Consider the following 23973-nt stretch of genomic DNA (forward strand, 5'->3'; position numbering starts at 1 on the left):
CGGGGGTGTGCGGCCGGGTGGTCCGTGCCCCGGACACAGAGTGAGTCGATGGGGCTGGAGCATGATCGAGGCAGTCGGCCTGACCAAGCGCTACGGCGCGAAGACGGCCGTGGACGACCTTTCCTTCCAGGTGCGGCCGGGGGCCGTCACCGGCTTCCTCGGTCCCAACGGTTCGGGCAAGTCCACGACGATGCGCATGATCCTCGGCCTGGACCGCCCCACCGCGGGCCACGTCACCATCGGCGGCCACCCCTACCGCAGTCTGCCGAACGCGCCGCGCCAGGTCGGCGCGCTGCTGGACGCCAAGGGCGTGCACGGCGGCCGCTCCGCCCGCAACCACCTGCTGTCCCTGGCCCAGCTGGCCGGTATCCCGGCGGCCCGGGTCGACGAGGTCCTCGGCGTGGTCGGCCTCAGCGACGTCGCCAAGCGGCGCTCCAGCGGCTTCTCGCTCGGGATGGGGCAGCGGCTCGGGATCGCCGCGGCGCTGCTGGGTGATCCGCAGGTGCTGCTCTTCGACGAGCCGGTCAACGGTCTCGACCCGGAGGGCATCCACTGGGTCCGCAACCTGATGAGGTCGCTCGCCGCCGAGGGGCGCACGGTCTTCGTCTCGTCCCACCTGATGAGCGAGATGGCCCTCACCGCCGACCATCTGATCGTGATCGGGCGCGGCCGGCTGCTCTCCGACATGAGCGTCACGGACTTCATCTCCGCCAACTCCGCCGACTTCGCCCGGGTCCGGGTGCCCGAGAACGGCCCCGAGGACCGGCAGAAGCTCACGGCCACGCTCATCGAGGCGGGCGGCCGGGTCATGCCGGAGCCGAGCGGGGCCCTGCGGGTCACCGGGCTGCCCCTGCCGAGGATCAGCGACCTGGCCCACGGCTGTGACGTACGGCTCTGGGAGCTGTCCCCGCACCAGGCGTCGCTGGAGGAGGCGTACATGCGCCTCACGCAGGGCCTGGTGGACTACCGCTCGACCGACGACGCCAAGGCGGGCCTCGTGGAGCCGCCGCCCCTGGACGCGTACGGTCTCCCGGTCGGCGGCCACGCCCACGGCGATGCTCCCGGCCCGCCGGTGGAGGTGCCGCAGGACGGCTGGTACGCCCCGCCGCCGCCCGGCACACGCCCGGCCCCGGAGCCCGCGCCCGTCCCCTCCCCCGTCACACCGCCGCCCCCGGCCGTCGAGCCCTCTTCCGCCACCACGGCGGGAGAGCAGACCAGCAAGGACCAGAGATGACGTCCCCGGCCACCCCGCAGAACCTCCGGCAGGCTCCGGAGGCGGGCCTGCTGAGCTTCTACGAGTCGCCGATCCCGATCCGGCCCGCCACCCTCCCCGACGCGATCGCCTCGGAGTGGACGAAGCTCCGTTCCGTGCGCGCCACGCTCTGGACGCTCGGTGTGATGGTGGTGCTGATGCTGACGCTGGGGCCGGCCATCGCGCTGCTGCTCGCGGCGAACGACGCGGACCTGGCGAACGAGCCGGCCCTGGCCCTCGGCTTCTTCGGGGTACTGCTGGGCTCGATCTGCGTGATCACGCTCGGGGTGCTGACCATCGGGTCCGAGTACAGCACCGGCATGATCCGGACGACGCTGACGGCGTGCCCGAGCCGCGGCCGGGTGCTCGCGGCGAAGGCGATCGTCTTCTTCGCGCTGACCTTCGTCATCACGACGGCGACCACCGCGGTGGTCGCGGTGCTCCAGACCCTGATCCTGAACGGTACGGTCGCCGCTTCGGGCGGCCAGTGGGCGCTCGCGACGGTGGGCGTCGGGCTCTTCACCGCGGGCCTGGGCCTGCTGTCGCTCGGGGTCGGTGCGATCGTGCGGCACTCGGCGGGTGCGATCACCATCATGATCGGTGTGGTGCTGCTGCCCCTGGTCCTGGCGCTGTTCATGTTCGCCGATGCCCTTCGGGGCGCTCAGCGCTTCCTGATCGAGTACTCGATCCCCAACCAGCTCAGCGCGCTCTACGGCACGACGATGACGGATTCCGGCCCGGCCGCCTGGGAAGCGCTCGTGGTGATGCTGGGCCTGGTCGCCGTGGTGCTGGGCGGGGCGGTCGCGCTGCTGAACCGGCGCGACGTCTGAGGCAGGGCCGCGCCCTCAGTAGCGCGGGGCGTTCCGGGACCGCTGCACCCTCGTGGTGCGGCGGTCCTTCGCGTTCCAGCAGGCCTTGTGCCAGTGCCTGCGGTCGTCGATGCCGCCGTACTCCGGCCAGGTCACCAGGTGCGGGACACCGGAGGGGATCTCCTGGTCGCAGCCGGGGCAGCGGTAGCGCTTGCCCTGGGCGCTCGCGCCGCTGACCGGGCGCACCGACCACTCCTCGCCCTGCCAGCTCTCGGTGACGCCTCCCCCGCCGTATCTGCCGGGTGCCGTGCCGGGGCGTTCGTCAGGACTCTCGCCGCCACGGGGGCGGTTGCGGCGCGGGGACACGGGACACCTCACGGAAGCGGATCGGAATCGGTCCGACCAAGCCTAGGCGGTGTCGTCCGGGGCAGCCGTCGGTCAGCCCGCCGGTCCGGTCCGGCAGTGGGGTGAGTTAGCGGAAAATCGCAACAACTTCCGTCCGGACCGTGCCTTTGGCACGTGTCAGACGTTGTTGCCGGTGGGGGAGAAACGCGTCGGGCCGCAAGGAGGCAAGTAACGATGCGCATCGGAACGTTCGTTCTGGCAGCCCAGTTCCCGGGCCAGGGGCCGGGCGAGGCCCTGCACCGGGCCGTCCGGTCGACCGAGGCCGCGGAGGAGAGCGGGCTCGACTCGGTCTGGCTGGCCGAGCACCACTTCGTGCCGTACGGGGTCTGCCCGTCGGCGACGACGCTGGCCGCGCTGCTGCTGGGCCGCACCCGCAGGATCCGGGTCGGTACGGCGGTCAGCGTGCTGCCCAACCACCACCCGGTCGCGCTCGCCGAGCAGGCCGCGCTGCTGCATCTGACCAGCGGCGGGCGCTTCTCGCTCGGGGTGGGCCGGGGCGGCCCGTGGGTGGACCTGGAGGTGTTCGGCGGCGGTCTCGACGCGTACGAGAACGGCTTCCCCGAGGCGCTGGAGCTGGTGCTCGCCTGGCTGCGGGAGGCGCGCGTCGCGGGGCGCGGCGAGCGGTTCGGCTTCCGCGAGGTGGCGGTGGTGCCGCGCGCGGACGAGCTGCTGGCGGGTCCGCAGGACGCGTCGCAGGAAGGCCCCTCGGGAGGCCCGGAGGTGATCGTGGCGTGCACCTCGCCCACGAGCGTCCGGCTCGCGGCGGCGCGGGCGCTGCCGATGCTGCTGGGCATGCACTGCGGGGACGAGGAGAAGGCGGAGATGGTCGCCCTGTGGCGTACGGCCGCGCGGGAAGCCGGGCATCCGCCCGAGGTGGTGGAGGGCGCCGCACATGTGTCCGCCGGGGTGGCCCAGATCGCCGACAGCACCGGGGACGCAGCGGAGCTGCTGGTGAAGACGATGCCGGGCTGGCTGCGCGAGGGGCTCGACGCGCATGTCACGGTCGACGGCAGACATCGCGTGATGCGGGACCCGGTCGCGTACACGGAACTGCTCAGCGGGCTGCACCCGGTGGGCACGCCGCGGCTGGCCGCGGACCGGCTCGCGGCCACCGCCGAGCGGACCGGGATCACGCGGTTCGCCCTGCTGGTGGAGGGGTCGGGCGATCTCGCGGCGACCGAGGAGAACGTGCGGCGGCTGGGCGCCGACGTGCTGCCGCTGCTCACCTGACCCGGGTCTGTGCCGGTGCCTGTGCCGGTGCCGGTGCTTGTGCATGGACGAGGACCTCGCGTGGGACCTGTGGTGCGGTGGTACGGGAGCTGCCGCCCCAAAGCCAGTTGCACCTCCCGCGGCCCGGGACGGCAGCAGAAGCGTTCAGCAGTCCCGTAGTTCGGGCGACTGGTTGAGCAACTGGCCCCTCACCGAGGTGAACTTGGCCAGTCGGTCGTCGACCGAGGCGTCCAGCGGGAACACCGCGACGCGGTGGCAGTTCTGGAAAGCGAGGCGCACTCCGAAGTGCCGCTGCAGCGCGCCGCGTATCGCATCACTCGCGAGCGCGCGCAGCAGCTGACCACGAGCCTGCTCGTCCGGCGGCGGCGTCTGGTTGTCGGCGAACTCTCCACCGTCGACCTTCAGCTGAGCCACCAGCGAGCTGATCATCTCCCATGCGAAGGGCAGGGAGGTCCGGACGCAGTCGACGAAGTCGGCTTCGTCGACCTCGCCTCGCTCGGCCTGTTCCAACAGCGCCGGTGAGACGTCGAGCGACATGGGTTTCTCCTCTCGCGACCCCGGAGAGTGGCCGGGGCCTTACGGGCAGGGAAGGGGGGCGACGACGCAGCGTGCACGGGCGGCGACCTCCTGCTTCCACGGTAAGCGCGCAGTCGGGGCCGCACCAGGAGATTGGGACCACAACCGGCCAATAACGAAGGGGCGCAAAGAGGGGCAAGCCCGCGCCACCCCGGTGCACCGTGCACCGAGTGACGGGAGGCGACGGGTGGGGAAATCGCGTCGGGCCCCTGTCGTCGAGTAGCGTTGCCCACCATGCGTCTCGTCATCGCCCGTTGCTCCGTGGACTACGCGGGCCGGCTCACAGCCCACCTGCCTTCCGCCCCCCGACTGATCCTGGTGAAGGCGGACGGAAGCGTCTCCATCCACGCCGACGACCGGGCGTACAAACCGCTCAACTGGATGTCCCCGCCGTGCACCCTGAAGGAGGGCGCCGACGGTGAGGAAGGCGTCTGGACCGTGGTGAACAAGGCGGGCGAAAAACTGATCATCACGATGGAGGAGGTCCTCCACGACTCGTCGTACGAGCTGGGTGTCGACCCGGGGCTCATCAAGGACGGCGTGGAAGCGCACCTTCAGGAGCTGCTGGCGGACCGCATCGAGATCCTCGGCGAGGGCCACACCCTGATCCGCCGTGAGTACCCCACCGCGATCGGCCCGGTGGACATCCTGTGCCGGGACGCGAGCGGGCAGACGGTGGCCGTGGAGCTGAAGCGGCGTGGCGACATCGACGGCGTGGAGCAGCTGACCCGCTATCTGGAGCTGCTGAACCGCGACCCGCACCTGGCGCCGGTGCGGGGTGTGTTCGCCGCGCAGGAGATCAAGCCGCAGGCCCGGGTGCTGGCGACCGACCGCGGCATCGGCTGCGTGGTCCTGGACTACGACGCGATGCGCGGCATCGAGGACGACAAGCTGCGCCTGTTCTGACCGTCCGGCACATCCGCGCACGAGAGCCGGGTGGTTCACGCTTCCACGTGAACCACCCGGCTCTCCGCCGTTCCGTGCGGGGCGTGCTCAGGCCACCGGGTCGGCCGTCGGCTCGCTCTCGGGGTCGCCCGTGGACTCGACGGCGACACCCGTGGACTCTCCCGGGCCGCTCGCCGAGGAGGAACCGCCCGGAGGCGGCTCCGGGGTCTCGTCGGTGGGCGTCGGGTCCGGCGACCCGCTGTCCGACTCGGAGGGCGAGGGACTCGTCGTCTCGCTCTCGCTCTCCGAGGGCGTCGGCGACGTCTTCGTCGGCGTCGGCTCGCCCGGCGTGCCGCTCTCCCCGTCCGTCGGCTCGTCCGTCGGTGACGCACCGCTCGACGAGGACGCGCTCGGGGAGGGCGAGCCGGAGGCGCTGGGGCTCGCCGGGTCAGAGGCGCTCGGGGTCGCGGACGTCTCGTCGGTGGCCGACCCGGCCGGGGGCGGGACGTCGTCCGTCTCGTCGACGGGCAGGTCGTCGTCGGCCGGGTCCTCGGTGGCGGTCTGCTCGGTGGTGACGTTCCGGCTGTCCGGCTCGTCGCCGTCGGCGGTGACACCGAGGGTGACGACGGTGCCGAGCACCGCGATCAGCAGGGCGCCCGCGCCTGCGGCGGCCAGGTTGCGCCGGGCGCCGCCCAGGACGGCACGGCCGGACATCCCGCGCGCCGCGGGGGCGGGCGGCAGCGAGGAGATGACCGTGGGCTCCTCCTCGGCGGTGTCGCGGAGGAACAACGGCGCCCCGGGTATCCCGCCCGGCGGCGTACCCGGAAGGTCCGGGCGTACGGCGGTCACCTCGTCGGCCGCGAGCGCCCCGCCGAGCGGGGCGAAGTCGCCGGAGCGGTCCGCGACCAGGGCGAGGGCGCGGCGTCCGGCCACGGCCCCGGACTTGTCGGCGAGCACGCCGCGCATCCCGATCGAGGTCTCCAGCTCGGTCCGGGCCCGGTCGGGGTTGCCGGTGCAGAGGGCGAGAACGCCCAGCTCATGGTGGAAGTAGGCCTCTTCGGCGACCTCACCGGCGATCCGGGCTGCCTCCTGGCCGATCCTGAGCGCCCGCTCCCAGGCTCCCCAGCCCAGACCCGCGGCGAAGGCCGGGGAGGCGCTGCGGGCGAGCAGGACGGCCGCGCTGGCCGCGCCCGCCTCGTCGCCCGGGACCAGCCGGGCGAGGGCGGCGACGATCGCGTCGGCCTCGGCGACGGCCCGCTGGGGGGTGACCGAGGGGTGGGAGGTCCACCAGGCGTAGTGCTGGGCGGCGGTACGGGCGTGGGTGGCGGCGTCGTCCTCGTAGCCGGCCGCCACGAGCTGGGCGAGGACTCCGGCGGCGAGGCGGTAGCGCGAGCCGGCCGGGGAGAGCAGGTGGCAGCCCGCGAGCTCGCCGAGCGCGGCGTCGGCGTGGGTGTCGCCCACGAGGGCCGGCAGGTGGGCCTGGTGGGGCACCTCTCCGCCGAGCGCCACGGCGAAGCGCAGCGTGGCGCGGGCGGTCTCGCTGAGCCGGGAGGCGAGCAGTTCGGCGGGGGCCGCGCCCTCGCCGAGGCTCGGCAGCGGAACGTCGAGGCCCTCGGCGGTGGGTGCCGGCGGGGGCGGCGGCGCGTCGTCCGCGCGTGGCTCGAAGTAGTCGTACTCGTCGAACGCGTCCTCGGGCTCGGCGCGCAGCCGGTCGCGCTGGACGAGCAGGGAGCCGGCCTGGACGAAGCGGAGCGGCAGTCCCTCGGACTCGAACCAGAGGTCGCCCGCCCAGTTCCGCTCCTCCTCGGTGAGGGGGCGCTCGACGACCTTCTCCAGGAGGTCCAGCGAGGCGCCGCGGCCGAGGCCGGCGAGGAGGACCTCCTCCAGGTGGGCGTCGACGCCGGGGGCGGTGTCGGTGGCGGCGGCGAGCAGGAAGGCGCATTCGGGGGTGGCGTCGAGCAGTTCGTCGAGGGCCGCTCCGCCGATCTCCAGGTCGTCGATGGTGACGACGGCGCCGATGGAGCGGACGAGCGTGAGGAGTTCGTCGCGGTCGGGGCGGTGGGACGGGGCCTGGTAGACGGCGTCGAAGAGGGCGTGGAGCAGGTCGGCCCCGGTACGGCCGCGGCCGTTGAGGCGGACGACGCCGTCGGGGGCCAGGTCGGCGCAGTCGGCGGCGACGGCATCGAGCAGGGCGGTGCGGCCGGAGCCGGGCTGGCCGGTGAGGCGGACGCTGCGGCCGCGCGCCAGCAGGCGGACCAGGCGCTCGCGCTCCTCCTGCCGTTCCAGGAGCGGCAGCTGCGGGGTGGGCGGGCCCGCGGGCACGGGGGGCGCGCCGGCGCGTTCGTGCTCGGCGCGTTCGGCGGCGGTGCGGCGGACCGGGGCGTCGGGGCCGGAGCCGGGCGGAATCGCCTCGACCTCGCTGCCGTCGACGGGGTTGACCGTGAGCAGGAGGTCGCCGGCGGTCAGCTGGACGACGCGGACCTGCGGCGGTGTCTGCGGGCCGAAGTCGGCGCCGCCGGAGTCGCGGGACGGCCGGCGGTGGCCGGGCTCGCCGTCGGAGCGGTCGTGGCCCTGCCCGTACTCATCGGCTGCCCGGTGTGTCGGGTCCATCGCAAAGTCCCCCAGACGCGTCGTGCGCGGTCGCCCCTCCCGGCCTCCACACGCGCCTCGCTGTCGCTTCCGGTCCGGTGTCCGCCATGGGTTCGTTGTCATTCGGGCGGACGGCCGAACCCTAGACCTTGGCCCAGTATCCATGAAGCGCCGGGGTACCGGGCCGTCCAGGACGTCACGTTCCGGTGAGGATTGCGTGACTTCCGTGCCTGATGCCCGGGGCGGTCCGCCGGTCTCCCCTCAGACGCGCGGCAGGGACTCCGCGGCGATGCCGCCCTCGATGGCCAGGATGCGGTGCAGCCGGGTGGCCACCAGGAGGCGCTGCATCTGCGGCGGCACACCGCGCAGCACGAGGCGGCGGCCGGCCCGTCCGGCCCGGCGGTGGGCCCCCATGATGACGCCGAGCCCGGTGGCGTCCCAGGAATCCAGCTCGGTCAGGTCCAGCACGAGGTCGCCGGCTCCGTCGTCGACGGCGGAGTGCAGGACCGTACGGGCGTCCGCCGCGCTTCGGACGTCGAGGCGGCCCCCGACGACCAGCTCGGCGTGGTCGCCCCTGATGTGCATATGCGCTCCCCGGTCCTGCTCCGTAGTAAGTCCGTCGGTCTGTCCGTCTGATCCGCCGTCACCGCCGGCCGTTCCCCTGCCACCACTGACTGCCGCGGCGACAGGGAAGTTGCCGTCTGTATGCGAACCGATACCGAATTCACTCGGTGGAGTGACTCCGGTTCGTCGGCTTCCGGTCTCCTCCGGGTAAAATCCCCGGCTCTCCGGCCCGGCCGGCGGTGGACCGGCCGGCCCGGGAGGGCGGATCCGACCAGGCTCCGCGGATCCGGCCCGTACGCGTGGATCAGTACGTGTAGAAGCCCTGCCCGCTCTTGCGCCCGATGTCACCTGCGTCGACCATCCGGCGCATCAGCTCGGGGGCGGCGAACTTCTCGTCCTGCGATTCGGTGTAGATGTTGCCCGTGGCGTGCAGCAGGATGTCGACGCCGGTGAGGTCCGCGGTGGCGAGCGGGCCCATGGCGTGGCCGAAGCCCAGCTTGCAGGCGGTGTCGATGTCCTCGGCGGTCGCCACGCCCGACTCGTACAGCTTGGCGGCCTCGACGACGAGCGCCGAGATCAGCCGGGTGGTGACGAAGCCCGCCACGTCGCGGTTGACGACGATGCAGGTCTTGCCGACCGACTCGGCGAACTCCCGCGCGGTGGCGAGGGTTTCGTCGCTGGTCTTGTAGCCGCGCACCAGCTCGCAGAGCTGCATCATCGGGACCGGCGAGAAGAAGTGCACGCCGACGACGCGCTCCGGGCGCCCGGTCACGGCCGCGATCTTGGTGATCGGGATCGCGGAGGTGTTGGAGGCGAGGACGGTGTGCTCGCCGACGACCTTGTCGAGGGCGCGGAAGATCTCGTGCTTGACTTCGAGCTTCTCGAAGACGGCCTCCACGACGACGTCCGCGTCGGCCACGGCGTCGAGGTCGGTGGTCGTGGTGATGCGGGCGAGCGCGGCCTCGGCGTCGGCCGCCTCCAGCTTGCCCTTGGCGACGAACTTGTCGTACGAGGCCTTGATGCCGTCCCGGCCCCGGGTCAGCGCGGCGTCGGTGACGTCCCGCAGCACGACGTCCCAGCCCGCCTGGGCGGAGACCTGCGCGATCCCGGATCCCATGAGTCCGGCTCCGATGACGGCGAGCTTCCTGGCCACGTTCGCACCCCTTGGTTTCTGTTCGCCCGTGCGCTTGAGTTCACGGGGGTTCACATACTCTCCGGCGGAGGTTAGTACCCGTCGGGCGCGCTGGGGCGGTGAAGAGATGCGCGTCACGTCTCAGATGACGGACATCACACCGGGACGCGTCATTCGGCTCCGCGGCGTGCGTAGTTGAGGACCTGGTCGCCGAGCAGCCCCTCGATGTCGTCGAGGACGCCGAGGGCGTCCCGGGAGACGTCGACGGCCTTGCGGCCCTTCATCATCTCCTGGCTGACATAGCCCACGAGAGCGTGCTCGATCCAGGCGATCTGGCCCCCGACGAGGAGCGGCAGCGGATCGTCCTCACCCGCGCCCGTGTCCTCGCGCAGGGTGGCGACGACGGCCTGGAGGACCTCCTGCTGGAGGTACCAGAGACGGGCCTTGAGGGTGGGGGCGTCCTCGATGACCCGCATGAAGTCGGCGAACCCGTCCATCAGGCCGAACTCCGGGGAGACGGCCACGACGGCGGCGCGCACCTCGCGCAGGACGGCCTCGGCGGCCGACTCGCCCCGGTCGCGGGCGCGGACGTAGCGGGCGACGCGCTGGGTGACGCCCTTCATCCGGTCGAGGAAGAGGTCCTCCTTGGCCGGGAAGTAGTTGTAGACGGTGTTCACGGAGACATCGGCCAGTTCGGCGATCTCGGCGACGGTCACCGCGGCGAAGCCGTGCTGGAGGAACAGCCCGGTCGCCAGGTCCGAGATGCGCTGTCTGGCCTGGCGTTTCTTGCGTTCCCTGAGTCCCTCGCCCATGCGGCCATCGTAGGGCGCTTCCAGAGATCATGCATTCGATGCAATTTTTAAGTCATTGCACTTTTGGTGTCGCTCTGTTTTTCTGGCCGCATGACCGTCATCAGCACCGCCGGGCTCGCCCGGACCTTCACGACCCGGAGCGGCCCGGTGGAAGCCGTCCGCTCCATCGACCTGACCATCCGCGCGGGAGAGATCGTCGGGCTCCTCGGCCCCAACGGCGCGGGCAAGACGACCACCCTGCGCATGCTCACCACCCTGCTCACCCCCACCGGCGGCGCGGCCACCGTGGCCGGCCACGACCTGCTGGCCGACCCCGCCGCCGTCCGCGCGGTCTGCGGCTACGTCGCCCAGTCCGGCGGCGTCGACCCGTATCTGACCGTCCGGGAGGAGTTGGTCACCCAGGGGCGGCTCTACCGGCTGGGCCGGGCGGAAGCGGCCGCGCGCGCCGGCGAACTGGCCGCCGCGCTCGGCCTCGACGGGCTGCTCGACCGGAAGGCGGTGAGCCTCTCCGGAGGGCAGCGGCGGCGGCTCGACATCGCCATGGGCCTCACCCACCGCCCGGCCGTGCTCTTCCTGGACGAGCCCACCACGGGCCTGGACCCCGGCAGCCGGGCCGACCTGTGGGACCTGGTGCGGGGCCTGCGCGAGGAGACCGGCACCACCGTCGTACTGACCACGCACTACCTCGACGAGGCCGACGCGCTGGCGGACCGGCTGGTCCTGATCGACGGCGGCACGGTCGTCGCCGAAGGGACCCCCGCCCAGCTGAAGACCCGTTACGCCGGCTCCCCCGCCGCCTCCCTCCAGGACGCGTTCCTGGCCGCCACCGGACGGACCGGCACCCCGGCCGACGCCACCCCCGTAGCCGTATAGGACCCCCGTGCTCTTCCACGACACCGCGATCGTCTTCGGGCGCTATGCCCGCCAGACCCTGCGCTCCCGCTTCCAGGTCCTCTTCGGCCTGCTGATGCCGCTGCTCTACCTGTTCTTCTTCGGCCCCCTGCTCCGGGACCTCCCGCTCGGCTCCCCCGCCGACTCCTGGCAGATCCTCGTACCCGGACTGCTGCTCCAACTCAGCCTGTTCGGCGCGTCCTTCACCGGCTTCGCCATCATCGTCGAGAAGTCCACGGGGGTGGTGGAGCGGATGCGGGTGACCCCCGTCAGCCGGGCGGCCCTGCTGCTGGGCCGGGTGCTGCGGGACGCGCTGCTCTTCACCTTCCAGGCCGTCCTGCTGGTGCTCGCCGCGCTGCTCATGGGGCTGCGCGCCCCGCTGGCGGGCATCCTCATCGGCTTCGCGTTCACCGGTGTGCTCGCCCTCTCGCTCGCCTCGCTCTCGTACGCCCTGGCGATGCGCGTCAGCACCCCGCAGGAGTTCGGGCCGGTGATCAACGCGGTCACGATGCCGGCCATGCTCCTCTCCGGGCTGATGCTGCCGGTCACGCTCGGCCCCGGCTGGCTCGACCTCGTCTCGCACCTCACCCCGTTCCGCTATCTGGTGGACGCGGTGCGGGACGCCTACACCGGCTCGTACGCCACCGCTCACATGCTCCACGGGGTCCTGGTCGCCCTCGGCTTCGCCGCAGCGGCCGTGACGGTGGGCACACGGGTCTTCCGACGGGCCGGAGCATAACTACGCTGACCCCATGGTCAATCTGACGCGCATCTACACCCGGACCGGCGACCAGGGCACGACGGCCCTCGGCGACATGAGCCGCACCGCCAAGACCGATCTGCGGATCTCGGCGTACGCGGACGCCAACGAGGCCAACGCGGTGATCGGGACCGCCATCGCGCTCGGGCAGCTGCCCGAGGACGTGGTGAAGGTCCTCGTCCGCGTCCAGAACGACCTGTTCGACGTGGGCGCGGACCTCTCCACCCCGGTGGTCGAGAACCCGCAGTATCCGCCGCTGCGGGTCGAGCAGTCCTACGTGGACAAGCTGGAGGCGGACTGCGACCGCTTCCTGGAGGAGCTGGAGAAGCTCCGCAGCTTCATCCTGCCGGGCGGCACACCGGGGGCGGCACTGCTGCACCAGGCGTGCACGGTGGTCCGGCGGGCCGAGCGGTCCACCTGGGCGGCCCTGGAGGTGCACGGCGCGTCGATGAACGCCCTGACCGCCACCTACCTCAACCGCCTCTCCGACCTCCTGTTCATCCTGGCGCGGAGCGCGAACAAGGAGGTCGGGGACGTGCTGTGGGTGCCGGGCGGCGAGCGGTAGAACGCGGTTCAGAGCCGGTCGGCGGGCTCGCGGTCCGGCGCCGCGCCCCCGGGGGCCCGTTTCGGGAAGACCGTGTAACCGCCGGCGATGAGCAGGTTGATGCCGATCACCAGGATCATCTTCTGCTGCCAGTTCCGGAGCGAGCCGACCTGTCCGTCCGCGCCGACGTACCAGGCCGCCGCCTGGAGCAGCACCAGCGCCACCACCGCGGCCAGGATCCAGCGGGCGGCCGTGCGCCACTCGTGGATCGCACGGGCCCGGCCGTACTTCGGCGGCTTCACCGGGGGCGGGCCGCCGAACCAGCGGTGGGCGACCCAGGCGTCCACCTTCTTAACGGTGTGGTGGCCCAGGCCCACGGTGAACCCGATGTAGACGGCGGCCAGGCCGTGCTTCCAGTCCGGCTCGGCCCCGTTCTTCAGGTCGACGGCCGTCACCACGAGCAGCACGACCTCCAGCAGCGGCTCGCACAGCAGCACGGCCGCACCGAGCCCCGGCTTCCTCGCGACGTACCGCAGGGCGAGTCCGGCGGCCAGCAGAACCCAGAACGCGACCTCGCAGGCCACGACCAGTAGGGCGATCACGACGTCTCTCCTCCCGTTCCCCTCCAGCCTCCCGCCCGCCGGAGGGGAGCACGTCGTCGTCAGTGACGAAACGGGACTGCATCCTTCGGTGTAGTCGCGGATCGGCCCGTGACCGGACGTACCGGGGCCGCGGTGCGTGTTGGATGGAGGGGTGTCCACCTTCCTGCGCCCCGACCGCGACGCGGTGGCCCTCGCCGCCTCCGGGCTGCTCGGGGGGCTGCTCCTGTGGCGGCTGGGCCTCCACACCCAGGGCGGCCACCCCTTCTCCGCGCCCTGGATCACCCTCGTACCGCTGACCGTCATGGCCGCGGCGGAGCTGCTGCGCCGCAACGCACCGCGCACGGCACTGACCGTCGGCGCGCTGGCGCTGGTCGCCGACCAGTTCACCCGAGGCAGTCTCGCCACCGCCCTGATGTTCACGGACGTCATGTACGCGGCCGTGCTGTACGGGACCCCGGCCGCCGCGCGCCGCCTGCCGGTGGCCACGCTGCTGATCACGGTCGCCTCCACGATCGGCTTCCTGGCGTGGTTCCGCCGGCCCGAGGCCCTGCTGATCGGCCTGGTCATCGGGCTGGTCTCGTTCGTCCCCGCACTCACCGGGGTCAGCGTCCGCAGCCATCGCACGGCCGCCGACAGCGCCCGGCTGGCCGCAGCCCAGACCGCGCGGCTCGCCGAGATGGACCGGAGGCAGGCGGTGACCGCCGAACGGGCGCGCATGGCGCGGGAACTGCACGACATGGTGGCCAACCACCTCTCCGCCGTGGCGATCCACTCCACGGCGGCGCTGTCCATCGACGACCGGGAGACCTCGCGCGGCGCGCTGAAGGTGATCCGGGAGAACAGCGTCGAAGGGCTCGCGGAGATGCGCCGGCTGATCGGGCTGCTCCGGGAGGGCGGCGAGGACGAGACTCCGGCGGCGGCCCCGACGCTGGCCGCCCTGGACTCGCTGGTCGGGCAGACGAACGTCAACGGGGCGTCCGGCGGGCTCGTCTGCACCCTGGAGGACGCCCGCGAGCCGGGGGCGGAGGCGCTGCCGACGCCGGTCGAGCTGGCCGCGTACCGGATCGTGCAGGAGTCCCTGACCAACGCCCTCAAGCACGCGGCGCCGGGCCCGGTCGTGGTGCGGCTCGGCCGGGCCGGAGAGCTGCTGACCGTCGAGGTGACCAGCGCGTTCGGCAGCCGGGCCGGGCCCACCGCACCCGGCTCGGGAGCGGGTCTGGTCGGCATGCGGGAGCGGGTGGCCCTGCTCGGCGGGACCTTCGGGGCGGGGGCCGAACCGGGCCGCGACGGCACGATGATCTGGCGGGTGCGGGCCGAACTGCCCGTACGGGAGAGGGAGGTGCGGGCATGACGATCCGGGTACTGGTGGCGGAGGACCAGGCGGCCGTGCGCGCGGGGCTCGTGCTGATCCTCTCCAGCGCACCGGACATCGAGGTCGCCGGAGAGGCGGGGGACGGCGAGGAGGCGGTGCGCCTGGCCGCTGAACTCCGGCCGGATCTCGTCCTGATGGACGTGCAGATGCCCCGGCTGGACGGCGTGTCGGCGACCCGGCAGGTGGTGGCCCGGGAGCTGGCGGACGTCCTCGTGCTGACCACCTTCGATCTGGACGAGTACGTCTTCGGGGCGCTGCGCGCGGGCGCCGCCGGTTTCCTGCTGAAGAACACCGACGCCCGCGAACTGCTGGAGGCGGTGCGGACGGTGGCGCGCGGCGAGGGACTGATCGCCCCGGCGGTGACCCGTCGGCTGATCGCCGAGTTCGCCGGAGCAGGAACGGGAACGGGCGCGGCCGGCGGAGGCGTACGGGAGCGGAGCACGGTCGATCCGGCGGTGCTGGAGGCGCTGGAGGCTCTCACCCGGCGCGAGCGTGAAGTGCTGGGGTGTCTGGGCGAGGGGCTGTCCAACGCGGAGATCGCGCTGCGGCTGTCGATGGCCGAGGCCACGGTGAAGACGCACGTCAGCAGGCTGCTGGGCAAGCTGAAGCTGCGCAGCAGGGTTCAGGCGGCGGTGCTGGCACAGGAGTTGGGGATCTGATCTGGGACCCGATCTTTGGTCCAGACCTCTTGACGGTTGGTCCAGACCTTTCTAGTGTCACCGGACACACTGCGGTGAGTACGAGAGCACCCGTACTCAGGGCGGCGCAGGGTTGCAGTCCACGAATCACCCCCGTTTGTTGGACCTCACCCGAGGAGCACCCTTGAGCACAGAATCCCCCCAACGCCGTTCCAGATTCCGATGGATGCCCGGTGTCAGCGGCAGATCCAAGGTCGTCGCGGGCCTGACCGCGCTGGTCGTGCCGCTGGCCGCGATGGTGGGGCTCGCCACCCCCGCCTCGGCAGCCGCGTCGGCCACGGCCACGTACACCAAGAAGTCGGACTGGGGCAGCGGCTTCGAGGGCCAGTGGACGGTGAAGAACACCGGCACCACCGCGCTCTCCTCCTGGACCATCGAGTGGGACTTCCCCTCGGGCACCTCCGTCGGCTCGGCCTGGGACGCCTCCGTCACCAGCAGCGGCACCCACTGGACCGCCAAGAACCTCTCGTGGAACGGGACCGTCGCGCCCGGCGCCAGCGTCAGCTTCGGCTTCAACGGCAGCGGCTCCGGCTCCCCCACCGGCTGCAAGCTGAACGGCGCCTCCTGTGACGGCGGCTCCGTTCCCGGGGACAACCCGCCCTCCGCCCCCGGCACCCCGACCACCAGCGACGTCACCGACACCTCGGTGAAGCTCAGCTGGAGCGCGGCCACCGACGACAAGGGCGTCAAGAACTACGACGTCCTGCGGGACGGCGCGAAGGTCGCCACGGTCACCGGCACCACGTACACCAACACCGGTCTGACCGCGGGCACCGACTACTCCTACGCCGTGCAGGCCCGGGACACCGGGGACCAGACCGGCCCGGTCTCCGGCTCCGTCTCCGTGCGCACCACCGGTGGCGGCGGCCAGCAGCCCGGCGGCGACAAGGTCAACCTGGGCTACTTCACCAACTGGGGCGTCTACGGACGCAACTACCACGTCAAGAACCTGGTGACGTCCGGCTCGGCCGCCAAGATCACGCACATCAACTACGCCTTCGGCAACGTGCAGAACGGCAAGTGCACCATCGGTGACGCGTACGCCGACTACGACAAGGCCTACACCGCCGCCCAGTCCGTCGACGGCGTCGCCGACACCTGGGACCAGCCGCTGCGCGGCAACTTCAACCAGCTGCGCAAGCTGAAGGCCAAGTACCCGCACATCAAGGTCCTCTGGTCGTTCGGCGGCTGGACCTGGTCCGGCGGCTTCGGCCAGGCCGTCCAGAACCCCGCCGCCTTCGCCCAGTCCTGCTACGACCTGGTCGAGGACCCCCGCTGGGCCGATGTCTTCGACGGCATCGACCTGGACTGGGAGTACCCCAACGCCTGTGGTCTGAGCTGTGACACCAGCGGACCGGCCGCGATCAAGACCATGGCCGACGCGATGCGCGCCAAGTTCGGCCCGAACAACCTGGTCACCGCCGCCATCACCGCGGATGCCTCCGACGGCGGCAAGATCGACGCCGCCGACTACGCGGGAGCTGCCAAGTCCTTCGACTGGTACAACGTGATGACGTACGACTTCTTCGGCGCCTGGGCGAAGCAGGGCCCGACGGCCCCGCACTCCCCGCTGACCTCGTACGCCGGCATCCCCCAGGCGGGCTTCAACTCCGCCGACGCGATCGCCAAGCTGAAGGCGAAGGGCGTCCCGGCCAAGAAGCTGCTCCTCGGCATCGGCTTCTACGGCCGCGGCTGGACCGGCGTCACCCAGTCCGCCCCCGGCGGCACGGCGACCGGAGCGGCCTCGGGCACGTACGAGGCGGGCATCGAGGACTACAAGGTCCTCAAGAGCTCCTGCCCGGCGACCGGCACCATCGCCGGCACCGCGTACGCCCACTGCGGCACCAACTGGTGGAGCTACGACACCCCGGCCACCATCGGCACCAAGATGGCCTGGGCCAAGAACCAGAACCTGGGAGGCGCGTTCTTCTGGGAGTTCTCCGGTGACACCGCCAACGGCGAACTGGTGAGCGCGATGGACAGCGGTCTGCAGTAGATCCCCCCGCCGTAACGCGAAGCACCACCCCGGAAAGACACCGGGGAGACGGGTCCGCCCCCCGTCTCCCCGGTTTTTCGCTGTGTGCGGCTCGGTACGCGCTCCGCCGCGCCACGGTCGTCCTGCCCCGCGACTCCGTCCCGGGCGGGAACCCCCATCCAGCGGGGCGGCCGACCGGGGCGCGTCGCCCCTCCTCCGGACTGCGTCCGGGGAACGCCCGTCCAGCGGGGCTGCTGATCAAGCCACGCCGACCCTCCCCCAGGCTTCCTCCGGAGAGACCGCCCTCCAGCGGGGCTGCCGATCAGGCCGCATTGCCCCCGGCTTCGTCCGGAGGGACCCCCTTCAGCGGGGCTACCGATCAGGCCACATTGACCCGCTGGCCGGGCGGTGCCGCCTCCAGCCAGGCCAGGAAGCCGGTGAGGGCGTCCTCGCTCATCGCCAGCTCCAGGCGCGTCCCCCGGTGGAGACAGCCGAGCACGACGGAGTCGGACAGCAGGGCGAGCTCCTCCTCGCCCTCCGGCATCCGGCGGGCGATCACCTCGATCGCAGAACGCTCCAGGCCCCGGCGGGGGCGAGGAGCGTAGGAGAAGACACGGAACCAGTCGACGCGGTCACCGCTGTAGCGGGCGACCCCGTACACCCAGCCTTTGCCGAGGGAGTCCGGTTCCTCGGACACGTCCCAGCGCAGACTGCAGTCGAAGGTCCCTCCGGAGCGCTGGATCAGCCGCCGGCGCAGGCCGAAGACGAACAGTCCCAGCAGGACCATGACGACGACGGACAAGCCCACCCACAATGCGAGGACCATCTCCACCGACCTCCTCGCATCGTCGAGTAACGAACACCGCAACCGTATTGCACCTGCATCGCCTCAGCCGCGACACGGCTGGATCGCTCCAGCTCGGGCCGCGGCTGAGTAAAAACATCTGTCAGTGGGGGTGCTAGAGCACCGCCACCGCGCGCAGACGGATCTCGGCGCGCCGCTCGGCGGCAGCGTCGGCATCCGACTTCGCGAGCTCCAGCGCACGCTCGGCGCGCTCGACATCGATCTCGTCGGCCAGCTCGGCGATCTCGGCCAGCAGCGACAGCTTGTCGTCCGCGAACGAGATGAATCCACCGTGCACGGCGGCGACGACGGTGCCGCCCTCGCTCGTGCGGATCGTCACCGGGCCCGATTCCAGCACACCGAGAAGCGGCTGGTGACCGGGCATGACGCCGATGTCGCCGGACGTGGTACGCGCGACGACCAGGGTGGCCTCGCCGGACCAGACACTTCGGTCCGCGGCGACCAGCTCGACATGCAGCTCAGCAGCCAAGGGTGGCTCCTCGGGTCACCACCCGGCCGCCCGGCCGGGTGTTGGGTCAATTCTACGGGGCGTGGTGAGGGGGGCGGGACACACCCACCCCCCTCGGTGAGCCGGAGGCTCAGGAGACGCCGAGCTCCTTGGCCTTGGCCTTGAGGTCGTCCAGGCCACCGCACATGAAGAACGCCTGCTCGGGGAAGTGGTCGTAGTCCCCGTCGCAGATCGCGTTGAACGCGGCGATCGACTCGTCGAGCGGAACGTCCGAACCGTCCAGGCCGGTGAACTGCTTGGCGGCGTGGGTGTTCTGCGACAGGAAGCGCTCGACGCGACGGGCACGGTGGACGACGAGCTTGTCCTCCTCGCCCAGCTCGTCGATACCGAGGATCGCGATGATGTCCTGGAGGTCCTTGTACTTCTGCAGGATCCCCTTGACGCGGCTGGCCGCGTTGTAGTGGTCCTGCGAGATGTAGCGCGGGTCCAGGATGCGGGACGTGGAGTCCAGCGGGTCCACGGCCGGGTAGATGCCCTTCTCCGAGATCGGACGGGAGAGCACCGTCGTCGCGTCGAGGTGGGCGAACGTGGTGGCCGGGGCCGGGTCGGTCAGGTCGTCCGCGGGGACGTAGATCGCCTGCATCGAGGTGATCGAGTGACCACGCGTCGAGGTGATGCGCTCCTGGAGCACACCCATCTCGTCGGCCAGGGTCGGCTGGTAACCCACCGCGGACGGCATGCGGCCGAGCAGCGTGGAGACCTCGGAGCCGGCCTGCGTGAAGCGGAAGATGTTGTCGATGAAGAGCAGCACGTCCTGCTTCTGCACATCGCGGAAGTACTCCGCCATGGTCAGGGCGGACAGGGCCACGCGCAGACGCGTCCCCGGCGGCTCGTCCATCTGGCCGAAGACGAGCGCGGTCTTGTCCAGCACGCCCGACTCGGTCATCTCGTCGATGAGGTCGTTGCCCTCACGGGTGCGCTCACCGACACCGGCGAACACCGACACACCGTCGTGCAGCTTCGCCACACGCATGATCATTTCCTGGATGAGGACCGTCTTGCCGACGCCCGCACCACCGAAGAGACCGATCTTCCCACCCTTGACGTACGGGGTGAGGAGGTCGACGACCTTCAGGCCGGTCTCGAACATCTCGGTCTTCGACTCGAGCTGGTCGAAGTCCGGAGCCTTGCGGTGGATCGGCCAGCGCTCGGTGATCTGCGACTCGGCCTCGGGCTCGTTCAGGATCTGACCGAGGGTGTTGAAGACCTTGCCCTTGGTCACGTCACCGACGGGAACGGTGATGCCCGTGCCCGTGTCGGTCACCGGGGCCTGGCGGACCAGGCCGTCGGTGGGCTGCATCGAGATCGCGCGGACCACGCCGTCACCCAGGTGCTGGGCGACTTCGAGGGTCAGCGTCTTGCGGGCGCCGTCCTCGGCCGGGTCGGCCACCTCGACGTGGAGGGCGTTGTAGATGTCGGGCATCGCGTCGACGGGGAACTCCACGTCGACGACCGGGCCGATGACCCGGGCGACGCGGCCCGTGGCAGCGGCCGTCTCAACTGTCGTCGTCATTACTTGTCACTCCCCGCGGTCGCGTCGGCCAGGGCACTGGCACCGCCGACGATCTCGCTGATTTCCTGGGTGATTTCGGCCTGGCGGGCCGCGTTGGCAAGCCGGGACAGGCTCTTGATGAGGTCCCCGGCGTTGTCGGTGGCCGACTTCATCGCACGGCGGCGGGCGGCGTGCTCGGAAGCGGCCGCCTGCAGCAGGGCGTTGTAGATACGGCTCTCGACGTAGCGCGGCAGAAGGGCGTCCAGGACGTCCTCGGCCGACGGCTCGAACTCGAAGAGCGGGAGGATCTCACCCTTGCGGGTGCTCTCCGCGGCGACGTCGTCGAGCGAAAGCGGCAGCATCCGTGCGTCGATGGCGTTCTGCGTCATCATCGACACGAATTCCGTGAAGACGATGTGCAGCTCGTCGACGCCGCCCTCGGCCGTTTCGTTCCGGATGGCCTCGATCAACGGGGCGGCGACGCGCTTGGCATCGCTGTACGCCGGGTTGTCGGTGAAGCCGGTCCAGGAGTCGACGACCTTGCGCTCGCGGAAGCCGTAGTACGCGACACCCTTGCGGCCGACGATGTACGTGTCGACCTCCTTGCCCTCGGAGGCAAGGCGCTCCCGCAGTCGCTCCGCGGCCTTGATGGCGTTGGAGGAGTAACCGCCGGCCAGACCACGGTCGCTCGTGATGAGCAGGACCGCGGCCCGGGTCGGGGCCTCGACCTCGGTGGTGAGCGGGTGGTTGGCGTCGGAGCCGGTCGCCACCGCGGTCACCGCGCGGGTGAGCTCGGTCGCGTACGGCTGCGATGCCGCCACCTTGCGCTGCGCCTTGACGATGCGCGAGGCGGCGATCATCTCCATCGCCTTGGTGATCTTCTTGGTCGCGGTGACGGCTTGGATGCGGCGCTTGTAAACGCGAAGCTGAGCGCCCATCGATCAGCCCTCGCCCAGGAGCTTGCCGTCCGAGGTCTCGAACTGCTGCTTGAAGGCGGCGATCGCGTCGGCGATCGACTGCAGCGTGTCGTCGGACATCTTGCCGCCCTCGGCGATGCTGGTCAGGAGATCCTTGCGCTCACGGCGCAGGAACTCCAGCAGCTCGGCCTCGAAGCGACGGATGTCCTCGACCGGGACGTCGTCCATCTTGCCCGTGGTGCCGGCCCAGACCGAGACGACCTGCTCCTCCACCGGGAACGGGGCGTACTGCGGCTGCTTCAGCAGCTCGACCATGCGCTTACCGCGCTCCAGCGAGGCCTTCGAGGCCGCGTCCAGGTCGGAACCGAAGGCGGCGAACGCCTCCAGCTCGCGGTACTGGGCGAGGTCCACGCGAAGCCGGCCGGAGACCTGCTTCATGGCCTTGTGCTGGGCGGAGCCACCGACGCGGGAGACCGAGATACCGACGTTGAGCGCCGGACGCTGACCCGCGTTGAACAGGTCGGACTCCAGGAAGCACTGGCCGTCGGTGATGGAGATGACGTTGGTCGGGATGAAGGCCGACACGTCGTTGGCCTTGGTCTCGACGATCGGGAGGCCCGTCATCGAACCGGCGCCCATGTCGTCGGAGAGCTTGGCGCAGCGCTCCAGCAGACGGGAGTGCAGGTAGAAGACGTCACCCGGGTAGGCCTCGCGGCCCGGCGGGCGGCGCAGCAGCAGGGACACGGCGCGGTAGGCGTCGGCCTGCTTCGAGAGGTCGTCGAAGATGATCAGGACGTGCTTGCCCTGGTACATCCAGTGCTGGCCGATGGCCGAACCGGTGTACGGCGCCAGGTACTTGAAGCCGGCCGGGTCGGACGCCGGGGCGGCGACGATGGTCGTGTACTCCAGCGCACCGGCCTCTTCGAGCGCACCACGCACGGAGGCGATGGTGGAACCCTTCTGACCGACGGCGACGTAGATGCAGCGGACCTGCTTGTTCACGTCGCCCGAGCGCCAGTTGTCGCGCTGGTTGATGATCGTGTCGACGGCCAGGGCGGTCTTGCCCGTCTGGCGGTCGCCGATGATCAGCTGACGCTGGCCGCGGCCGATCGGCACCATGGCGTCGACGGCCTTGTAGCCGGTCTGCATCGGCTCGTGCACCGACTTGCGGACCATGACGCCAGGGGCCTGCAGCTCGAGGGCGCGACGGCTGTCGGTCTCGATCTCGCCGAGACCGTCGATCGGGTTGCCGAGCGGGTCGACGACGCGGCCGAGGTAGCCCTCGCCGACGCCGACGGAGAGCACCTCGCCGGTGCGCTGCACCGACTGGCCCTCCTCGATTCCGCTGAACTCGCCGAGGACGATCGCACCGATCTCGCGCTCCTCGAGGTTGAGGGCGAGACCGAGGGTGCCGTCCTCGAACTTCAGCAGCTCGTTCGCCATGGCGGAGGGCAGACCCTCCACCTTCGCGATGCCGTCGCCGGCAACGCTGACCGTACCGACCTCCTCGCGCGAGGCCGCGTCCGGCTGGTACGACTGGACAAAGTTATCCAGTGCGTCCCGGATCTCCTCCGGCCGGATCGTGAGCTCCGCCATCTGGGTTCCCTGCTCTCCTTGTTGGGCCCGAAGTTTCTTAAGGGGGTCTGGGGGCCGACCCCCAGGAATCTTCTGCAATTTCTGCACGGCCCAACCGGGCCGCTGGTCTTGCTTGTTCTTGCTCTGTCTCAGCCGGCCATGCGGCGGGTCGCCTCGTCGAGGCGCTCCGCGACGGTGCCGTTGATGATCTCGTCACCGACGCGCACCGAGACCCCGCCGAGGACCGAGGGGTCCACGTCCAGGTTCAGGTGCATCTCACGGCCGTAGAGCTTCGCCAGAGCTGCGCCGAGGCGCTGCTTCTGCCGGTCGCTGAGCGGCACCGCCGAGGTGACGACGGCGACCATGCGGTTCCGGCGCTCCGCGGCGAGCTTGGACAGCGAGTCCAGCCCTGCTTCCAGGCTACGTCCACGCGGGTGGGTGACGAGGCGGACGATGATCCGCTCCGTGACCCGCTGCGCCTTGCCGCCGAGCAGGCTGCGCAGCAGCTCGCCCTTGGCGGACGCCGTGGCCGTGCGGCTGGTCAGCGCGGAACGCAGCTCCGTGTCGGAGCCGACGATCCGGGCGAACCGGAACAGCTCGTCCTCGACGTCGTCGAGGACGCCGCCGCGCTGGGCCGCGATGAGGTCGGCGGTGTTCGCCAGCTCCTCGACCGAGTCCACCAGGTCACGGGAGTGCGACCAGCGGGACCGGACGAGTCCGGAGACCAGGTCGACGGTCTCGCCGCCGACCTGCCCGCCGAGCAGACGCGTGGCCAGCTCGGCCTTGCTCTCGCCGCTCTGGGCCGGGTCGGTGAGAACCCGGCGCAGGGATACTTCGCGGTCGAGCAGCGCGGTGACCGACGCCAGCTCCTCGGCGAGCTTCGCCGCGTCGACCGACGTGTTGTCGGTCAGCGCGTCGAGACGCTCGCGTCCGGCGGCCAGCGCTTCGCGGCTCGCGCCGTTCATCGGGCCGCCTCGGCCTTCGCCTCGAGCTCGTCGAGGAACCGGTCGACGGTGCCGCTCTGCCGGGCGTGGTCCTGGAGGGACTCGCCGACGAGCTTGCCGGCCAGGTCGGTGGCGAGCTTGCCCACGTCCTGGCGCAGCGCCGAGGCCGCGGCCTTGCGGTCGGCCTCGATCTGGGTGTGGCCGGCGGCGATGATCTCCTCGCGCTGGCGCTGACCCTCCGCCTTCATCTCCTGGATGATGACGGCACCCTGCTCCTGCGCCTCCTGGCGCAGACGCGCGGCCTCGTGGCGGGCCTCGGCGAGCTGGGCCTTGTACTGCTCAAGAACGCTCTGCGCCTCGGTCTGAGCCGCTTCGGCCTTCTCGATGCCACCTTCGATCGCCTCACGACGCTCGTCCAGGGCCTTGTTGATGGCCGGGAGGAGCTTCTTCGCGAAGACGAAGAAGACGATGCCGAAGCAGATCAAGCCGATGACGATCTCGGGCCACACCGGGAGCAGAGGGTCCTGCGCCGTCTCGGCTGCCACGTACATCATGGTGGACCTTTCGTCGAATGGA

Annotated in this window: 24 protein-coding genes; 10 read left to right on the plus strand and 14 right to left on the minus strand. The window is 71.2% G+C overall.

Annotated features, from left to right (window positions below):
• Nucleotides 1-61: 61 nt before the first annotated feature.
• Both KME66_RS08670 and KME66_RS08675 read left to right on the plus strand, forming a co-directional pair.
• Nucleotides 62-1234, plus strand: coding sequence for an ABC transporter ATP-binding protein (locus tag KME66_RS08670; RefSeq protein WP_216320734.1), 1173 nt, complete (start codon nucleotides 62-64; stop codon nucleotides 1232-1234).
• The gene (locus KME66_RS08675) at nucleotides 1231-2082 is read left to right on the plus strand and encodes an ABC transporter permease subunit (RefSeq protein WP_216320737.1); all 852 of its coding nucleotides are present in this window, start codon (nucleotides 1231-1233) and stop codon (nucleotides 2080-2082) included. The genes KME66_RS08670 and KME66_RS08675 overlap by 4 nt, the downstream gene beginning before the upstream one ends.
• Nucleotides 2083-2097: 15 nt before the next feature.
• Here the strand turns inward: KME66_RS08675 and KME66_RS08680 are convergent, their stop codons facing one another.
• Complete coding sequence (locus tag KME66_RS08680; protein ID WP_073214419.1) at nucleotides 2098-2427, minus strand: ATP/GTP-binding protein; 330 nt, start codon at nucleotides 2425-2427, stop codon at nucleotides 2098-2100.
• Between the two features lie 213 nt (nucleotides 2428-2640).
• On the opposite strand from KME66_RS08680, the gene KME66_RS08685 reads away from it, so the two are divergent.
• Nucleotides 2641-3696 (plus strand): LLM class flavin-dependent oxidoreductase, encoded by a 1056-nt coding sequence (locus KME66_RS08685; RefSeq protein ID WP_216320740.1) that lies wholly within the window; start codon nucleotides 2641-2643, stop codon nucleotides 3694-3696.
• Between the two features lie 144 nt (nucleotides 3697-3840).
• Here KME66_RS08685 and KME66_RS08690 read toward each other — a convergent pair whose 3' ends face one another.
• Nucleotides 3841-4233 carry an SCO5389 family protein gene (locus KME66_RS08690; RefSeq protein ID WP_006127608.1) on the minus strand — a complete coding sequence of 131 codons (393 nt, stop codon included), beginning with the start codon at nucleotides 4231-4233 and terminating at the stop codon, nucleotides 3841-3843.
• Between the two features lie 273 nt (nucleotides 4234-4506).
• Here KME66_RS08690 and nucS point away from each other — a divergent pair, with 273 nt between their 5' ends.
• Nucleotides 4507-5178: an endonuclease NucS gene (gene nucS, locus KME66_RS08695; RefSeq protein ID WP_073214426.1), complete on the plus strand. Its 672-nt coding sequence runs from the start codon at nucleotides 4507-4509 to the stop codon at nucleotides 5176-5178.
• 87 nt (nucleotides 5179-5265) lie between these two features.
• Here nucS and KME66_RS08700 read toward each other — a convergent pair whose 3' ends face one another.
• The 4 genes from KME66_RS08700 to KME66_RS08715 all read right to left on the minus strand — a co-directional run bounded on the left by KME66_RS08700 (nucleotide 5266) and on the right by KME66_RS08715 (nucleotide 10254).
• Entirely contained in the window at nucleotides 5266-7767 is a 2502-nt protein-coding gene (locus KME66_RS08700; RefSeq protein WP_216320742.1) for an ATP-binding protein, read from the minus strand.
• Nucleotides 7768-8007: 240 nt separating this feature from the next.
• The gene (locus KME66_RS08705; protein WP_028438726.1) at nucleotides 8008-8331 is read right to left on the minus strand and encodes an STAS domain-containing protein; all 324 of its coding nucleotides are present in this window, start codon (nucleotides 8329-8331) and stop codon (nucleotides 8008-8010) included.
• 283 nt (nucleotides 8332-8614) lie between these two features.
• Nucleotides 8615-9463, minus strand: a complete 849-nt coding sequence (locus KME66_RS08710; RefSeq protein WP_216320745.1) for a 3-hydroxyacyl-CoA dehydrogenase family protein — start codon at nucleotides 9461-9463, stop codon at nucleotides 8615-8617.
• A gap of 149 nt (nucleotides 9464-9612) precedes the next feature.
• On the minus strand, nucleotides 9613-10254 hold the full coding sequence (locus KME66_RS08715; RefSeq protein ID WP_216320748.1) for a TetR/AcrR family transcriptional regulator: 642 nt from the start codon (nucleotides 10252-10254) through the stop codon (nucleotides 9613-9615).
• A 90-nt stretch (nucleotides 10255-10344) separates the two neighbouring features.
• Here KME66_RS08715 and KME66_RS08720 point away from each other — a divergent pair, with 90 nt between their 5' ends.
• From KME66_RS08720 to KME66_RS08730, 3 genes are read left to right on the plus strand one after another with little or no spacing between them, the layout of a single operon-like run.
• Nucleotides 10345-11127, plus strand: coding sequence for an ABC transporter ATP-binding protein (locus tag KME66_RS08720; RefSeq protein WP_216320750.1), 783 nt, complete (start codon nucleotides 10345-10347; stop codon nucleotides 11125-11127).
• 7 nt (nucleotides 11128-11134) lie between these two features.
• A complete protein-coding gene (locus KME66_RS08725) occupies nucleotides 11135-11884 on the plus strand; it encodes an ABC transporter permease (protein ID WP_216320753.1) in 750 nt (249 codons plus the stop codon).
• Nucleotides 11885-11897: 13 nt separating this feature from the next.
• Nucleotides 11898-12470, plus strand: a complete 573-nt coding sequence (locus tag KME66_RS08730) for a cob(I)yrinic acid a,c-diamide adenosyltransferase (RefSeq protein WP_073214439.1) — start codon at nucleotides 11898-11900, stop codon at nucleotides 12468-12470.
• Between the two features lie 8 nt (nucleotides 12471-12478).
• Here KME66_RS08730 and KME66_RS08735 read toward each other — a convergent pair whose 3' ends face one another.
• Nucleotides 12479-13051, minus strand: coding sequence for a hypothetical protein (locus KME66_RS08735; RefSeq protein ID WP_216320757.1), 573 nt, complete (start codon nucleotides 13049-13051; stop codon nucleotides 12479-12481).
• Nucleotides 13052-13202: 151 nt separating this feature from the next.
• Between KME66_RS08735 and KME66_RS08740 the strand changes: the two genes are divergently transcribed.
• The 3 genes from KME66_RS08740 (at nucleotide 13203) to KME66_RS08750 (ending at nucleotide 17117) form a co-directional block, all read left to right on the plus strand.
• Complete coding sequence (locus KME66_RS08740) at nucleotides 13203-14402, plus strand: sensor histidine kinase (protein ID WP_216320760.1); 1200 nt, start codon at nucleotides 13203-13205, stop codon at nucleotides 14400-14402.
• Nucleotides 14399-15082 (plus strand): response regulator transcription factor, encoded by a 684-nt coding sequence (locus KME66_RS08745; RefSeq protein WP_073214450.1) that lies wholly within the window; start codon nucleotides 14399-14401, stop codon nucleotides 15080-15082. Before KME66_RS08740 ends, KME66_RS08745 begins: the two co-directional genes overlap by 4 nt.
• Before the next feature lie 205 nt (nucleotides 15083-15287).
• The gene (locus tag KME66_RS08750; protein ID WP_236726202.1) at nucleotides 15288-17117 is read left to right on the plus strand and encodes a glycoside hydrolase family 18 chitinase; all 1830 of its coding nucleotides are present in this window, start codon (nucleotides 15288-15290) and stop codon (nucleotides 17115-17117) included.
• Between the two features lie 358 nt (nucleotides 17118-17475).
• Here KME66_RS08750 and KME66_RS08755 read toward each other — a convergent pair whose 3' ends face one another.
• The 7 genes from KME66_RS08755 to KME66_RS08785 all read right to left on the minus strand — a co-directional run bounded on the left by KME66_RS08755 (nucleotide 17476) and on the right by KME66_RS08785 (nucleotide 23951).
• Nucleotides 17476-17922 carry a DUF2550 domain-containing protein gene (locus tag KME66_RS08755; RefSeq protein WP_006127595.1) on the minus strand — a complete coding sequence of 149 codons (447 nt, stop codon included), beginning with the start codon at nucleotides 17920-17922 and terminating at the stop codon, nucleotides 17476-17478.
• A gap of 133 nt (nucleotides 17923-18055) precedes the next feature.
• Nucleotides 18056-18430 (minus strand): F0F1 ATP synthase subunit epsilon, encoded by a 375-nt coding sequence (locus KME66_RS08760; protein WP_065488242.1) that lies wholly within the window; start codon nucleotides 18428-18430, stop codon nucleotides 18056-18058.
• Nucleotides 18431-18539: 109 nt separating this feature from the next.
• On the minus strand, nucleotides 18540-19982 hold the full coding sequence (gene atpD, locus KME66_RS08765) for a F0F1 ATP synthase subunit beta (RefSeq protein ID WP_073214456.1): 1443 nt from the start codon (nucleotides 19980-19982) through the stop codon (nucleotides 18540-18542).
• Nucleotides 19982-20899 (minus strand): F0F1 ATP synthase subunit gamma, encoded by a 918-nt coding sequence (locus KME66_RS08770; RefSeq protein WP_073214459.1) that lies wholly within the window; start codon nucleotides 20897-20899, stop codon nucleotides 19982-19984. The genes atpD and KME66_RS08770 overlap by 1 nt, the downstream gene beginning before the upstream one ends.
• Before the next feature lie 3 nt (nucleotides 20900-20902).
• Nucleotides 20903-22474 (minus strand): F0F1 ATP synthase subunit alpha, encoded by a 1572-nt coding sequence (atpA, locus tag KME66_RS08775; protein ID WP_073214461.1) that lies wholly within the window; start codon nucleotides 22472-22474, stop codon nucleotides 20903-20905.
• Nucleotides 22475-22602: 128 nt separating this feature from the next.
• Nucleotides 22603-23418, minus strand: coding sequence for a F0F1 ATP synthase subunit delta (locus tag KME66_RS08780; RefSeq protein ID WP_216320764.1), 816 nt, complete (start codon nucleotides 23416-23418; stop codon nucleotides 22603-22605).
• Nucleotides 23415-23951 carry a F0F1 ATP synthase subunit B gene (locus tag KME66_RS08785; RefSeq protein ID WP_216320767.1) on the minus strand — a complete coding sequence of 179 codons (537 nt, stop codon included), beginning with the start codon at nucleotides 23949-23951 and terminating at the stop codon, nucleotides 23415-23417. Before KME66_RS08785 ends, KME66_RS08780 begins: the two co-directional genes overlap by 4 nt.
• Between the last annotated feature and the right edge of the window lie 22 nt (nucleotides 23952-23973).

It is taken from the genome of Streptomyces sp. YPW6 (assembly GCF_018866325.1).
Lineage (GTDB): Bacteria > Actinomycetota > Actinomycetes > Streptomycetales > Streptomycetaceae > Streptomyces.

Bases quoted from the DNA above. Each gene is read 5' to 3' on its own strand.
- atpA (WP_073214461.1), bottom strand. From the start codon at position 22,474: ATGGCGGAGCTCACGATCCGGCCGGAGGAGATCCGGGACGCACTGGAT.
- atpD (WP_073214456.1), bottom strand. From the start codon at position 19,982: ATGACGACGACAGTTGAGACGGCCGCTGCCACGGGCCGCGTCGCCCGG.
- KME66_RS08700 (WP_216320742.1), bottom strand. From the start codon at position 7,767: ATGGACCCGACACACCGGGCAGCCGATGAGTACGGGCAGGGCCACGAC.
- KME66_RS08675 (WP_216320737.1), top strand. From the start codon at position 1,231: ATGACGTCCCCGGCCACCCCGCAGAACCTCCGGCAGGCTCCGGAGGCG.
- KME66_RS08670 (WP_216320734.1), top strand. From the start codon at position 62: ATGATCGAGGCAGTCGGCCTGACCAAGCGCTACGGCGCGAAGACGGCC.
- KME66_RS08755 (WP_006127595.1), bottom strand. From the start codon at position 17,922: ATGGTCCTCGCATTGTGGGTGGGCTTGTCCGTCGTCGTCATGGTCCTG.
- KME66_RS08690 (WP_006127608.1), bottom strand. From the start codon at position 4,233: ATGTCGCTCGACGTCTCACCGGCGCTGTTGGAACAGGCCGAGCGAGGC.
- KME66_RS08715 (WP_216320748.1), bottom strand. From the start codon at position 10,254: ATGGGCGAGGGACTCAGGGAACGCAAGAAACGCCAGGCCAGACAGCGC.
- KME66_RS08785 (WP_216320767.1), bottom strand. From the start codon at position 23,951: ATGATGTACGTGGCAGCCGAGACGGCGCAGGACCCTCTGCTCCCGGTG.
- KME66_RS08685 (WP_216320740.1), top strand. From the start codon at position 2,641: ATGCGCATCGGAACGTTCGTTCTGGCAGCCCAGTTCCCGGGCCAGGGG.
- KME66_RS08780 (WP_216320764.1), bottom strand. From the start codon at position 23,418: ATGAACGGCGCGAGCCGCGAAGCGCTGGCCGCCGGACGCGAGCGTCTC.
- KME66_RS08730 (WP_073214439.1), top strand. From the start codon at position 11,898: ATGGTCAATCTGACGCGCATCTACACCCGGACCGGCGACCAGGGCACG.
- KME66_RS08745 (WP_073214450.1), top strand. From the start codon at position 14,399: ATGACGATCCGGGTACTGGTGGCGGAGGACCAGGCGGCCGTGCGCGCG.
- KME66_RS08770 (WP_073214459.1), bottom strand. From the start codon at position 20,899: ATGGGCGCTCAGCTTCGCGTTTACAAGCGCCGCATCCAAGCCGTCACC.
- KME66_RS08705 (WP_028438726.1), bottom strand. From the start codon at position 8,331: ATGCACATCAGGGGCGACCACGCCGAGCTGGTCGTCGGGGGCCGCCTC.
- KME66_RS08720 (WP_216320750.1), top strand. From the start codon at position 10,345: ATGACCGTCATCAGCACCGCCGGGCTCGCCCGGACCTTCACGACCCGG.
- KME66_RS08750 (WP_236726202.1), top strand. From the start codon at position 15,288: ATGCCCGGTGTCAGCGGCAGATCCAAGGTCGTCGCGGGCCTGACCGCG.
- nucS (WP_073214426.1), top strand. From the start codon at position 4,507: ATGCGTCTCGTCATCGCCCGTTGCTCCGTGGACTACGCGGGCCGGCTC.